Below are 12,498 nucleotides of genomic sequence, written 5' to 3'. Positions count from 1 at the left end.
GACACCCTTGTCCCGGAATGTGGAACAAGGGTGTCGTCGCTCACATACGCTGCGGGAGGGCTTGTCCCGCCAGGTCGGACGGGCTATCAGGCGGGGTGCGCCCCGGGCCACGGCCCCGGCGCCGCCACGTCGGGCTCCAGCTCGACCTTGGTGTCGAACAGCTTGAAGCCGCGCCGCAGGTAGTTGTCCATGGCGAACTCGCCGTCGAGACTGCACGTGTGCAGCCACACCCGCTTCGTCGGCGTCCGCTGCGGCCACCGCTCGGCCAGGTCCCAGGCGCGGGCCGTTCCGTACGACAGCAGATGCCCGCCGATGCGCCGGCCCCGGAAGGCAGGCAGCAGACCGAAGTAGACGATCTCGACGACACCTTCGTCCTGCGGGTCCAGTTCCACGAAGCCGGCCGGGGTTTCCCGGTCGTAGGCCACCCAGGTCTCCACGCCGGGCCGGTCCAGATGCTCCTGCCACCGGGCGTACGTCCACCCCAGCCGGTCGGTCCAGCGCAGGTCGCCACCGACCGACGTGTACAGGAAGCGGCTGAACTCGGGGGAGGGCACCTCGGCACGGACGACCCGGACGTCGCCCTCGGGCGCGGCGGCGGCCAGCAGATCGTCCGGCGAGGTCTGCGCCAGGGACCACGTGGTGACAGGAACACTGCTCATGCGGGCCAGGGAATCATCCCGACAGCCGGTCTGTCGATCGGCCGGCCCGGGCCCGGGCCGGCCGCGGCGGCCGTCCCGGCTCAGCGGAGGCCGGGGCGGCTGAACCGGCAAAGCGGTGGCCGGGGCGGTCCGGTGGCCGGACCCGGTCGGCGACGGTCCGGTCAGCTCAGGGCGCGGTCAAGGTCTGGCAGAGGTATGGCGAAGAGCATGCGGTCCGACAGGGACCACACCTCGCCGGTCTCCTGCCAGTAGGACAGCGACCCGGCCGACTGCGCCCAGCAGCGGTGTGAGGCGTCCGCGCCGCAGTGCGCGGCCTTCGCTCCCCTGGAGTCCTGCCGCCACAGGCCGCCGTGCCCGTCCCCTGAGCCGGGCAGATGTCCCACATACCAGGACGGCTGTTCCGCCCCGGGCTGCCGGTACGACAGCACGCCCCGGATCCCGGCCGCCCGCGTCCGGTACGCCTCCACCGCCTGCACCCGCCCCGCGGCATCCGCGGCGAGCAGGCCGCCGCGCGCGGGATCCGTGCTGAACGCGTACCGCCACAGCCGCGCGTTCCGGTCCCCGTCCGGCGCGGTCCACTCCGCGGCGACCAGGCTGTCGGGCACCGTGCCCCGGTCGAGGGCGAGCGCTCCGGGACAGGGCGGCCCGGAGCGGGCGCAGCGGCCCGCGACGAAGTGGTACGAGCCGACCGCGGGCATCACATACCGGTAGCCGTCGGCGGACCAGCCGCCGGGCACCCGGCCGATCGCGGGCCCGTCCACGCTGGTGCGCTGGATCCGGCCGAGGTCGTAGACGTACAGTGCCTCGGCGCTGCCGGTCCTGGCGGTGACCAGCAGCTTGTCCTGATACCAGACCATCCCGGAGATCGCGGAGTCGAGCCCCCGGTAGTCACGGCCGCCGTCGACCGGCACCACCAGCAGCACCCAGCGGTAGGCGAGCCGGGCGGGGTCGTCGGCGTTCACGAACGCGACCCTGGCCAGACCCCGCTCGTCGGTTCGGTCGGTGGCCGCGCTGTGGGTCCAGCCGGCGAGGACGACCCGGTGGGCGCCCCAGACACCGTCGTCGTCCGCGTCCCCGGAGGTGGTCACCGACGCCGGCCGCCAGGCCGTGCCGGCAGAGTCGGCAGGGTCCCAGCAGTAGGAGCGCGTGGCGGCCGGGGCGACGGGCAGGGACGCGCGGTCGGCGGAGGAGCAGTCGGCGGACTCACGCATCCTGTGGTCGGCGCTCGCCAGGACGGCGTCCACCCCCACCGGAGCGCCCATCGCGGCGGAGAGCCGGTTCAGTGCGCGGGCGGGCACCAGCCGCTCCTGGAGCCGCAGCCCGCCGGTCTGAGTGGGGGAGGAGAGCGGCCTGAGCGCTCCGGGGCTGTCGGTGACGTCCGCCTGGGAGACGCTGATCAGAGTGGCGGCCGCGGTGAGCGCCAGCGCGGTCCCGGTCAGGACCGCGCGCAGCGCAGCGCCCCGTCTGTGCCGGCGATGTCTGCCGCGATGCTTCATCTCGTCCCCTCTTCCAGGGCTCCTTCGCCGCCGGTGCGCGTCGGCCGCCGGCGGTCCAACTGCACCTGATCATCCGTACGTTGGCGCCGTGGCCGACCGGGGAGGCCCCTAGGGGATGCTACGGCAGTAACAGCCCGCGCAGGGCGAAGACCCCGCACATCGGTGGAAGACACGCTCATCGAGCCGCGGGCCCGCCGCCCCGCGCGGCCGTCCGCCTCCGCGTGATCGCCGGTGCCGTGGAGGAAGGCAGCAGGTCACATGGGTCGTCGGGGAGCAGCACCTCGATCTCCGCGTCCTCGCGAAAACGATACGGCCGGTGCTGGAGAAGCTCCCCGAAATACCGCCGGATCCGGGACATCTCAGCCCGTACCGTCACAGTGCGTGAGGGATCCCCGAACAGATCGCCGGCCAGCGCCGCCGCACCGCGGCCGGACCGGTGGGCGGCGAGCAGATACAGCAACTCGGCGTGCCGCGGACTGAGTTCACGCGACCACGACCCCGCGGACCCGGAGACCGTCAGCGTACTGCGGCCCGGCCCGGCCAGGTCCAGCACGATTCGCGTGGCCGTGCCGAGCGGTTCCTCGGCCGCCCGCAGCAACCAGCCCCCGGCCAGCGGCTCCACCGCGCACGAACCCAGTGACGGCAGCCACCGGCGGCCCGGCACCAGCGACTTGGGCAGCGCGACGCGCCGCACGTACGGCATCCCCGACACGGCCGCCGTCCAGCCGTCCCGGTCCACCACCAGCGCCCGCCCGTCCAGCCGGGCCAGCACCGGAGCCGCCACCGACCGCAGCCGCTCCAGCGCGTTCACATGCAGCTCCCGCAGCCGCGCCTCGGCCAGCTTGGCCACCGAGTCCACCCAGGCGAGAGTCGCCGGATGCATCGTCTCCAGCGGACCGCTGACGTCCACGACACCGATCAGCCGCCCGTCCCTGGGGTCGGTGATCGGCGCGCCCGTGCAGGTCCACGAGGTGTGCGAGCGGACGAAGTGCTCGGCGGCGAAAACCTGTACGGGCCGCCTGACGACCGCCGGAGTGCCCACCCCGTTGGTGCCGACGACGTCTTCCCGCCAGTCCGCGCCGAGTTCGAAGCCGAGGCCGTCCGCCTTGCGCAGCACCGGCGGGGCTCCCTCCCGCCACAGCACCCGCCCGTCGGCGTCCGCGACGACCATGATGTGCTGGGCCACATCGGCGACCGAAAGCAGACCCTCACGCAGCACCGGCAGGACATGCCTGAGCGGTGACTCCTCGCGCCGCCGCCGCACTTCCTCCAAGGGCAGCAGACCGGATCTGAAGTCGCGGTCGGGATCGACACCGCTGCGCAGCATCCGTCCCCAGGACTGCTCGATCACCGGCCGGGGCGCGACCCTCGCACGTCGGCCGGCAAGCGTGGCGTCGCGCACCTCGCTCAGCAGCCGCGCCGCCTGTGTCGCGTCCACGGCGGCCAGGCGCGCCACGTTCATCGGCGGGTTCGCCACGGGGGTCCTCCCGGAAAGGGCGTCGAACAGAGTTGTCAAGCCGTCCGGACAGCGGTTTCCGGTCCGGCTGTGCCTCTCATACTGCCGTTCCGGACAGGCCGGAGGCACACACTCCGCGCACGTGCCCCGACAAGTTGCAACCCCTTGCAACCCTGGTGGACGGTCGGAGGGTGGCCGAGACTTGTCGCGTCCACGGGCTCAACGGGCCCAGGTGGTGGGGGTGGTGCCGTGTCGGCGCAGCACCACCCCTGCCGGGGGCCTGGCCGGCTCTCGCGGCACGGGGTGCCTGGTGGGCGCCCCTTGGGGGAGGACAGCGCAGCCCGTCTCAAGAAATCGGGCGTGCCCGTTCCACAACGGTTTCCAGATCCAGGCTCGTTGGCAGAGTGCCGAACGATGCGCCGTGGTCGCCGCCCAACCGTGAGGCGCAGAAAGCGTCTGCTACCTCCGGTGGGGCGAAGCGGACCAGCAGGGAGCCCTGGAGGGCCAGGGCGAGGCGTTCCACCAGGCGGCGGGCGCGGCCCTCGATGTCGCTCAGGTCGGCGAGTTCGGTGAACAGGTCCTTCACCGCGCGGTCGAGGCGGTGATCGGCGCCGTGTGCCCGGCCGATCTCGGTCAGGCAGGCGTCCAGCGCGCCCGGCTCCCGCTGCAGCGCCCGGAGCACGTCCAGCGCCTGGACGTTTCCGGCGCCCTCCCAGACGGAGTTCAGCGGCGATTCCCGTACCAGCCGGGGCAGACCCGATTCCTCGACGTAACCGTTTCCGCCCAGGCACTCCGCGGCCTCCACCGCGACGGGCGCACAGCGCTTGGTGATCCAGTACTTGGCGGCCGGTACCGCCAGCCGCAGGAAGGCACGCTCCTGCTCGCCGCCGTCGTCGTACGCGGCCGCGAGCCGGAGTGCGAGCGTGGTCGCGGCCTCGGACTCCAGCGCGAGGTCGGCGAGGACATTGCGCATCAGCGGCTTGTCGAGCAGCCGGCCGCCGAAGGCCTCCCGGTGGGTGCAGTGGTGGATCGCCTGCGCCACCGCCTGCCGCATCAGGCCCGCCGAGCCCAGCGCGCAGTCCAGCCTCGTCGCCGCGACCATCTCGATGATCGTCCGCACCCCGCGGCCCTCGTCACCCACCCGGCGGGCCCAGGTGCCGGCGAACTCCACCTCGGCGGAGGCGTTCGAACGGTTGCCCAGCTTGTCCTTCAGCCGCTGGACGAGGAAGACGTTGCGGCTGCCGTCGGGCAGCACGCGCGGCACCAGGAAACAGGTGAGGCCCTCGGGGGCCTGGGCGAGCACCAGGAACGCGTCCGACATCGGCGCCGAGCAGAACCACTTGTGCCCGGTCAGCGTGTACGCGCCGGCCTCGGAGAGCGGCCGGGCCCCGGTGGTGTTCGCGCGGACGTCGCTGCCGCCCTGCTTCTCGGTCATGCCCATACCGAAAAGCACGCCGGCCTTCTGCTCGGCGGGCCGCAGCTCCCGGTCGTAGACCGTGGACGTCAGCCGCGGCTCCCACACGGCGGCGAGCGCCGGATCGGTACGCAGCGCGGGCACGGCCGCGTGCGTCATCGACAGCGGGCAGCAGTTGCCCGCCTCGGCCTGCGTCCACACCAGGAACCCGGCGGCCCGGCGGACGTGCCCCGACGGCCGGATCCAGGCTCCGGTCAGGCCCGCCGAGACGCCCTTGCCGAGCAGCCGGTGCCAGGCCGGGTGGAAGTCGACCTCGTCGATCCGGTGGCCGTACCGGTCGTGGGTGCGCAGCCGGGGCGGGTGCTCGTTCGCCTGCGTCCCCCACTCCTGCACCTGCGCCGAGCCCGCCGCGCGGCCCAGCGCGGACAGCTCCGCGCGCACCTCGTCCAGCACGTCCGGACCGGTGTGCCGCTCGACGGCCGCCACGAGGGCCCGGTCGGCGGTGAAGACGTCGTAGCCGATCAGCGGGGGCGGCTGGTTCGTCACGGTGTGGGTGGAGAGGCCTGCCATGATGGGGAACCTACCCGGGACGGCGGCGGTGATGGCCTCCAGAGTGGCACAGCGGCGCCGCCGGGCGCGCCGGATGCGGTCACCCGGCCCGGAAGATGAGGGCGGTCCCGTGCTGCGGATACCTTTGGGTCGTGCAGCAGGCAAGTGAACCCCCCGAGCGGCCCGCCGGTCGCCTCCACCGGGCCAGAGCCCTCTACCGGAACGTCTCCAAGCGCAGGACCGCCTGGCTGTTGCTCAAGGACACCGTCAACTCCTGCATGGAGTACCGCATCCTGGGCCTGGCGGCCGAGGCGGCGTTCTTCACGCTGCTGTCCGTGCCGCCGCTGCTGCTCTGCCTCATCGGGCTGCTCGCCTACGTCGACACCTGGACCGGCGCCCACACCATCCGCAGCCTGGAGACCAACATCCTCGACGCCTCGCGGACGGTCCTGTCCGACAAGGGCGTGAAGGAGATCACCCAGCCGATCCTGCACGACGTGATGAAGGGCGGCCGGCCCGACGTCATCTCCATCGGCTTCGTCTTCGCCCTGTGGTCCGGCTCCCGCGCCGTGAACGTCTTCATCGACACCATCACCGTCATGTACGGCCTCGACGGCGTCCGGGGCATCGTCAAGACCCGGATGATGTCGTTCCTGCTGTTCATCGTGGCGCTGCTGATCGGCTCGGTGGCACTGCCGCTGATGGTGGCCGGCCCCGACGCGGTGGTGCGGGTGGTGCCCTGGTCGGAGACGGTGGTGCAGGTCCTGTACTGGCCGGTCGTCATCGTCCTGTCCATCGCCTTCCTGACGACCCTGTACCACGTCTCCGTGCCGGTCCGCTCCCCGTGGATCGAGGACGTCCCCGGCGCCCTGGTCGCCCTGGCCATGTGGGTCCTCGGCAGCTTCCTGCTGCGGATCTACCTCGTGCACACCATCGAGGGCGCCACCATCTACGGCTCCCTGGCCGCCTCCGTCGCCGTACTCCTGTGGATCGGTGTGGCGGCCTTCGCCGTCCTCGTCGGCGCGGCCGTGAACGCCGCGATCGACCGGGTCTGGCCCGCCGCCGCCACGGCCGCCGCCCGCGCGGCCAACGAGCGGATCCGCGAGGCCCAGGCCGCCGAGTACGCCGCCTGGGCCGCGTCGGCCCGCGACAGCGACCCCGACGACCCCGACATGCCCTCCGAGTTCCCCGAGCGCTGGTCCCGCTTCCTGCCCCCGGAGGACGTCACCTCCCGCCTGCGCGCCCACGCCAAGCACGCCCACCACGCCCACAGGGCGAGCGGCCGGCATCCGCACGAGCCCGGCGACGGGGGGACGGGGGGGACGGGGGGGACGGCGGAGCCGCAGAAGTGACGGGACGTGCCGGGAGCCCCGCTGCGGGTCCCACGGGCGCTGTACGGGACCGGTGAACGGCTCCGTGCTGGTGCCGGGGCGTCGGGGTTCTGGGCTTCGTGCTGTGCTGGTGTCAGACCGTCCAGGTTCCGGACATCGGCCCGCGCCGGTGTCAGGGCGTCCAGGTTCCGGCCGCCGCCGCCTCCCGGGCGAAGTCGGCGAAGTCCCGCGGCGCCCGGCCCAGCACCTGCCGTACGCCGTCGCAGACATGCCCGTTCCGCCCGTCGAGCAGGGACGCGAACAGCCCGACCAGGTACTCCACCTCCATCGGCGGCACCCCGAACCCGGCCAGCCGCTCACCGTAATCCCACGGGGACACCGCCCGGTACGCCAGCTCCCGCCCGGCCGCCGCGGCGATCTCGGCGACCGCCTCGCCGAAGGTCAGCAACCGCGGCCCGGACACCTCAAGCGTCCGCCGCACATACCGGTCGCCGCCGGTCAGCGCCGCCACCACCACATCGGCGACATCCCGCACATCGACGAACGGCTCCCGCACCGCCCCGCCCGGGAACACCAGCTCCCCGCCCTCCCGCAGCTCCGCGAGCAGTGGCCCCTCGCTGAAGTTCTGCGCGAACCACGCGGCCCGTACGACCGTCCACCGAGCCCCCGGCTCCGCGAGCGCCTCCTCCGTCGGCAGGGCCTGCTCCTCGCCGCGGGCCGACAGCAGCACCAGCCGCCGTACCCCGAGTCCCACCGCCGCACGCGCGAGCCGGCCGACCGTCGCCGGGGCATCCGGCGCGCCCACGTCGAACGGATGGACGAGGTAGGCCGCGTCGGCGCCGCGCAGCACCGGCTCCCAGGTCGACGGGTCCTGCACATCGAAACCCCACGTGCGGGACGCGGCGCGGACCGTCAGGCCCGCAGCGCGTGCCGCCGCCGCGACCCGGCTGCCGGTACGGCCGGAGGCACCGGTCACGACCACCGTCGACACCTCCGCCTCCGGCGTGCGCGGCGCGGCTCCCGCGTTCTTCGGCGTCCGCGCCTCACGTGCGCTCTGCGCGGAGCTCTTCGTGATCCGCGTAGTCCGCTTGTTCTCCGTGTTCTGCGTGTTCTGCGTTTTCTGCGTCATGTCTGCCAGTCAACTGCCGTGCCGGGCCCGGGGACATCGTCGAACCGCTCGCCCCCATGTGCGTGCGTCTACGCTGCCCCCATGGACGCACTCGCGGGCCTGCTGGACGGTCCACGCGCGCACGGCGCCTTCATGATCCGGGCCTGTTTCGACCCGCCCTGGGCCGTGCGCGTGCAGGACGAGGCGCCGCTGACCGTGATGGTCATGGCACGCGGCACCGCCTGCATCACCCCCGACACGGACGGGGAGCCGGTGCGGCTCGGCCCCGGAGACCTGGCGATCGCCCGCGGCCCGGACCCGTACACCTGTGGCGACCGGCCGGACACCGCACCGCAGGCGCTGATCCTGCCCGGCGGCGAGTGCCGCTACCCCGACGGCACCTCCCTGAGCGGTTCCATGGACCTCGGGGTGCGCACCTGGGGCGACCGCCCCGACGCGGGCACGGTGATGCTGATCGGCACCTACTTGATGCGCGGCGAGATCAGCGGGCGCCTGCTCGCCGCCCTGCCGCCCCTGCTGACCCTCCCCGCCGAGGTGTGGGACTGCCCGCTCACGTCCCTGCTCGCCGAGGAGATCGTCCGCGACGAACCCGGCCAGGAGGTGGTCCTGGACCGGCTCCTGGACCTGTTGCTCATCAGCGCCCTGCGGGCCTGGTTCTCCCGCCCGGAGGCGGCGGCCCCCGCCTGGTACCGGGCGCTGGCCGACCCGGTCGTCGGCCGCGCGCTGCGCCTGCTGCAGGACGACCCGGCGCACCCGTGGACGGTGGCCGCGCTCGCCACGAAGGCCGGCGTCTCCCGCGCGGCCCTCGCCCGCCGTTTCACCGGCCTCGTGGGCGAACCCCCCATGTCCTACCTGACCGGCTGGCGGCTCGCCCTCGCCGCCGACCGGCTGCGCGACAGCGACCTCACCCTCGACGCCATCGCCCGCCAGGTCGGCTACGGCGGAGCGTTCGCCCTCTCCACCGCCTTCAAGCGCGTGTACGGCGTGAGCCCGCAGGAACACCGGGCCGGCCGCGGCGGGGGCCGGCCCTGAGAGGTCGGCGCTGAGGGGGCGCGACGAGGCAGTCTCTCCACCCGGTGGGTGATGGGGTGTTCCACCCATCTTCCACCCGTCTCTCCACCCCTGCTCCGATCCACCCTGCATGGCCCCTCACCTAGCGTTTTCCGCAGGCCGGTGCTGTCCGGCAGCGGACATGGCGCGGGACGAGGAGGCGGACGACATGGTGGACGTTGCGGACATGACGAGCCGGGAGCGACGGTCACGCACGGAACCCGGTGCGGGGGCGAGCACGCGGGTGAGCACGAAGGCGGGTACGCGGGCGAGCACCAAGGCAGGTAGGGGCGGGCCGGCCCGCAGCGCGCTGCCGGCGATCGCCGCCGACCTCGCCCTGCCGCTCCTCGTCTACTACGCGGCCCGCGCCCTCGGTGCCGGACAGGGCCCGGCCCTGCTGCTCAGCGGCGCGCCACCCGCCCTGCGCCTGGTGACCGGCGCGGTCCGGCAGCGCCGCATCGACGGCATGGACCTGTTCGTCACCGTGCTGCTGGCCGCCGCCGCGCTGACCACTCTGATCGGCGGCAGCACCCGGATCCTGCTCTTCAAGGACGCGGCGCTGTCGCTCGTCGTCGGCGGCTGGGTGCTCGGCACCGGGTTCACCGGCAGGCCGCTGGCCTTCCAGCTGGGACAGCGCCTGCATCGAGGCACGGCGGTCCGGATACGGGCGAGGATGTGGCAGGACTCCGCCGAGTTCCGCCGGGGCCTGCGTGTCCTGACCGTGGTCTGGGGCGTCGAGCAGCTGCTCGACGGGGGCATCGGCACACTCGCCGCCGCCACGCTGCCGACCGACGTGGTGCCGCTGCTCGGCCGCGTCGTCTCGTTCCTGCTGCTCGCCCTGGCCGCCGCGGTCACCGCCGCCTACGCCCGCCGTTTCCGCACCCGGCACGGTCTTCCGCTGTTCGGAGCCTGCGACACCGGGGGCGGCGCCGGAGATTCGACCGAGGGACGGCACGCTGCGGCGAACGGCGCGATACACACCCCGGCGTCCCCACCACCCCCGGTCCGGCGCCCGAGTTGAGCCGGCGATCGGGTCGCACGCCCGGCGGCGAGCGTCGCCGGCGACGTAGGCTGGCCCCGTGTACGCGGAGCGGGCGTCCCGGCTGACCGGCGCGGTCGTGTGGACGAGCACCCCGGAGGGGCCGGGTGGCAAACCCGTGCTGCCCGACGGCTGCATGGACCTGCTGTGGAGCGAGGGCCGGCTGCTGGTCGCGGGCCCCGACACCCGCCCCCACGTCCCCGAGGGCCGGCCCCGCCGCTGGGCAGGCGTCCGTTTCTTCCCCGGTACCGCGCCCGCCCTGCTCGGCGTGCCCGCGCACCAACTGCGCGATGAGCGGGTCGAGTTGGCCGACCTCTGGCCCGCCACCCGGGTCCGGTGGCTGCGCGACCGCGTCGAGGCGGCGCCCGACCCGGCGACTGCACTGGAGGACATCGCCCTGGAACAGGCCGAGCGGACCACGGCCCCCGACCCGCTGCTGCACCGGCTGGTGAAGCGCCTGGACGAGGGCCGCCCGGTGTCCGCCACAGCCGCGGAACTCGGCCTCGGCACCCGCACGTTGCACCGCCGCAGCCTGGCCGCGTTCGGCTACGGCCCCAAGACGCTGGCCCGCATCCTGCGCCTGCAGCGGGCGCTGGCGCTGGCCCGCTCCGGGACGCCGTACGCCGAGACGGCCGTCCGCGCGGGGTATGCCGACCAGCCTCACCTCGCCCGCGAGGTGCGGGACTTGACGGGTATGCCGCTCGGGGAGCTACTCGGCGGCGGGTAGCGGAGCGAACAGGTCGACGCCGTTGCCGTCGGGGTCGTGCACGGTGGCGTACCGCTGTCCCCAGAACGCGTCCCACGGCTTCAGCTCCCCGTGGTATCCGGCGGCCACCAGGTCCTCGTACAGGGCGTCGACCTCGGCGGGCGAGCCGCACCGGAAGGCGAGCCCCATGCGCCCACCGCCCTCGGGCGGCCGCCAGCCGGGGTGGAAGGAACGGACGGTCTCCTCGGTGTCCAGGGCGAAGTTCAGTCCCCCGGGCAGTTCGGCATGGACGTGCGGCTGCTCCTCGGCTCCCTCGGGGAAGGCGAGTCCGAGGCGACGGTAGAAGGCGAGCGAGGCTCCCATGTCGGAGGTCACCACGCCGATCAGGGCGAATTGTGCAGTCATGCGGCCACCGTAGGCAGGGGCGGACCGGCCGGTCTTGAAGGAATCGGACACCGGAGGCCCGGGAAAAGACGTTGCCCGGCGGCCGTTCCGGCCGGGATGATCCCGCTGATCGGTGCCGAGGTGGGGGAGTGGCTGTTGGGGGACGTGTTCGTCTGTGCGGGGTGCGGTGCGGAGCTGACGGTTCCCCTGGCGCGGGTCGCGCTGCCGGTGGGGGCCCGGCAGAGCGTCGGGCATGAGATGCTCCCCGCCCTGATGGAGTCGGGGACGTACGCCGTCGACCCGCAGCCCTGGGGTGCGCCCTGGCGGCGGTGGGAGGACCTCGGCGCCCAGGAGGCGGCGGACCGCGGCGTGTTCGCGCCGGTGCCCGCCCTGTCCTTCGGTCCGCCGGGCTCGGTGGTCCTCGCGCCGGGCGACGTCCGGGGCACGGTGCTCGTTCCCGAACGGTGCGGCGACGGCTGCCTGGGTCTGGACGGCAGCGGCGGCCCCAATCTGGCCTGCGCCGACTGCGGCCGGCCCGTGGCGACCCGTATCGACGACTGCTGCTACTGGCAGACGGTCAGACTCCACCCGGCCGCCGTACACCGCCTCGCCGGCCCCGCTCGCCCCGCCGCCGACTGGGACACCGTCGTCCGGGAGCTCACGGAGCACGGGGAGCGGAGCACACCTCCGGTCGAACCGGGCGGCATGTGGAGCCCGCTCTGGGAGGCGGGCGCGAGCGTCGCCCTGGCCCATCTGCTGGCGGCGTCGGAGGGTGAGCCGGTGGCGCTGCCCGGCGGGCTCGTCACGGACGTGTTCGGCCGCGCGCTGGCCCGCCTGCTGCCGTCCGGCGTGCCGCAGCGGACGCTGTCCCTGGCCGGCCCGGGTCTCCCGGTCCTGTCCGCTCCCGGCATCGCCCTGGTGCCGGTGCACCCCCAGACCGGTGAGGTGTGGCAGCCGGACGGCGGCACCCCGGCCGTGCCGCTGCCGGTCGGCGTCTGGTCGGGCCTGGCCTTCCCGCACGACCGGTCGCGGCTGCCGGTCACCGGCGGTCTGCCCCGGGACGTCCAGCGCGACGACCCGCTGCCGCTCCGCCCGTGGCGCCCGTTCGGCTTCGACCGGAGCCTGCTCCTGCACACGCTCGCCCGGCTGCCCGAGGTGCGCCGGCCCTGGCTGCGCCGCATCCACGACCGGGTCTGCGAACTGCCGTGGTCCCCCGGTCTGTTCTAGCGACCGGCGCCCGGACCTCCGACCCGCCTGCGCGCCTGACCGGCTTCAGCCGGAGGTG

The 12,498-nt window shown here is 74.0% G+C and carries 11 protein-coding genes; 5 read left to right on the top strand and 6 right to left on the bottom strand.

Translation table 11 applies throughout. The features are described from left to right. Nucleotides 1-86: 86 nt before the first annotated feature. From ACZ41I_RS12955 to ACZ41I_RS12940, 4 genes are all read right to left on the bottom strand, one after another. Entirely contained in the window at nucleotides 87-659 is a 573-nt protein-coding gene (locus ACZ41I_RS12955) for a GNAT family N-acetyltransferase (protein WP_363218530.1), read from the bottom strand. Nucleotides 660-820: 161 nt separating this feature from the next. Beyond that, the gene (locus ACZ41I_RS12950; RefSeq protein WP_468514056.1) at nucleotides 821-2,155 is read right to left on the bottom strand and encodes a hypothetical protein; all 1,335 of its coding nucleotides are present in this window, start codon (nucleotides 2,153-2,155) and stop codon (nucleotides 821-823) included. A 175-nt stretch (nucleotides 2,156-2,330) separates the two neighbouring features. Beyond that, on the bottom strand, nucleotides 2,331-3,617 hold the full coding sequence (locus ACZ41I_RS12945) for a GAF domain-containing protein (protein ID WP_468322999.1): 1,287 nt from the start codon (nucleotides 3,615-3,617) through the stop codon (nucleotides 2,331-2,333). A gap of 340 nt (nucleotides 3,618-3,957) precedes the next feature. Continuing rightward, entirely contained in the window at nucleotides 3,958-5,595 is a 1,638-nt protein-coding gene (locus tag ACZ41I_RS12940) for an acyl-CoA dehydrogenase family protein (protein ID WP_468514055.1), read from the bottom strand. Nucleotides 5,596-5,726: 131 nt separating this feature from the next. On the opposite strand from ACZ41I_RS12940, the gene ACZ41I_RS12935 reads away from it, so the two are divergent. Further along, a complete protein-coding gene (locus tag ACZ41I_RS12935; protein ID WP_399772809.1) occupies nucleotides 5,727-6,926 on the top strand; it encodes a YihY/virulence factor BrkB family protein in 1,200 nt (399 codons plus the stop codon). 151 nt (nucleotides 6,927-7,077) lie between these two features. On the opposite strand, the gene ACZ41I_RS12930 is transcribed toward ACZ41I_RS12935, so the two are convergent. Further along, nucleotides 7,078-8,034, bottom strand: coding sequence for an SDR family oxidoreductase (locus ACZ41I_RS12930; protein ID WP_468514054.1), 957 nt, complete (start codon nucleotides 8,032-8,034; stop codon nucleotides 7,078-7,080). Between the two features lie 81 nt (nucleotides 8,035-8,115). Between ACZ41I_RS12930 and ACZ41I_RS12925 the strand changes: the two genes are divergently transcribed. From ACZ41I_RS12925 to ACZ41I_RS12915, 3 genes are all read left to right on the top strand, one after another. Then, nucleotides 8,116-9,066 carry an AraC family transcriptional regulator gene (locus tag ACZ41I_RS12925; protein WP_468514053.1) on the top strand — a complete coding sequence of 317 codons (951 nt, stop codon included), beginning with the start codon at nucleotides 8,116-8,118 and terminating at the stop codon, nucleotides 9,064-9,066. Between the two features lie 187 nt (nucleotides 9,067-9,253). Beyond that, nucleotides 9,254-10,105, top strand: coding sequence for a VC0807 family protein (locus ACZ41I_RS12920; protein WP_468514052.1), 852 nt, complete (start codon nucleotides 9,254-9,256; stop codon nucleotides 10,103-10,105). 58 nt (nucleotides 10,106-10,163) lie between these two features. After that, nucleotides 10,164-10,850: a helix-turn-helix domain-containing protein gene (locus ACZ41I_RS12915; protein WP_468514051.1), complete on the top strand. Its 687-nt coding sequence runs from the start codon at nucleotides 10,164-10,166 to the stop codon at nucleotides 10,848-10,850. Here the strand turns inward: ACZ41I_RS12915 and ACZ41I_RS12910 are convergent. Further along, nucleotides 10,833-11,234 carry a VOC family protein gene (locus ACZ41I_RS12910; RefSeq protein ID WP_399772821.1) on the bottom strand — a complete coding sequence of 134 codons (402 nt, stop codon included), beginning with the start codon at nucleotides 11,232-11,234 and terminating at the stop codon, nucleotides 10,833-10,835. The genes ACZ41I_RS12915 and ACZ41I_RS12910 overlap by 18 nt on opposite strands. Before the next feature lie 96 nt (nucleotides 11,235-11,330). Between ACZ41I_RS12910 and ACZ41I_RS12905 the strand changes: the two genes are divergently transcribed. Further along, complete coding sequence (locus ACZ41I_RS12905; protein ID WP_399772824.1) at nucleotides 11,331-12,440, top strand: hypothetical protein; 1,110 nt, start codon at nucleotides 11,331-11,333, stop codon at nucleotides 12,438-12,440. The last annotated feature ends 58 nt before the right edge of the window (nucleotides 12,441-12,498 follow it).

The sequence above is a fragment of the Streptomyces sp. NPDC030799 genome (assembly GCF_055572255.1).
Note: the sequence above shows the minus strand (reverse complement) of the source record. Positions and strands in the feature narration are given on the sequence as shown.

Coding starts and splice junctions, on each gene's coding strand:
- ACZ41I_RS12955 (WP_363218530.1), bottom strand. CDS start 659: ATGAGCAGTGTTCCTGTCACCACGTGGTCCCTGGCGCAGACCTCGCCG.
- ACZ41I_RS12910 (WP_399772821.1), bottom strand. CDS start 11,234: ATGACTGCACAATTCGCCCTGATCGGCGTGGTGACCTCCGACATGGGA.
- ACZ41I_RS12950 (WP_468514056.1), bottom strand. CDS start 2,155: ATGAAGCATCGCGGCAGACATCGCCGGCACAGACGGGGCGCTGCGCTG.
- ACZ41I_RS12925 (WP_468514053.1), top strand. CDS start 8,116: ATGGACGCACTCGCGGGCCTGCTGGACGGTCCACGCGCGCACGGCGCC.
- ACZ41I_RS12905 (WP_399772824.1), top strand. CDS start 11,331: ATGATCCCGCTGATCGGTGCCGAGGTGGGGGAGTGGCTGTTGGGGGAC.
- ACZ41I_RS12945 (WP_468322999.1), bottom strand. CDS start 3,617: ATGAACGTGGCGCGCCTGGCCGCCGTGGACGCGACACAGGCGGCGCGG.
- ACZ41I_RS12940 (WP_468514055.1), bottom strand. CDS start 5,595: ATGGCAGGCCTCTCCACCCACACCGTGACGAACCAGCCGCCCCCGCTG.
- ACZ41I_RS12920 (WP_468514052.1), top strand. CDS start 9,254: ATGGTGGACGTTGCGGACATGACGAGCCGGGAGCGACGGTCACGCACG.
- ACZ41I_RS12930 (WP_468514054.1), bottom strand. CDS start 8,034: ATGACGCAGAAAACGCAGAACACGCAGAACACGGAGAACAAGCGGACT.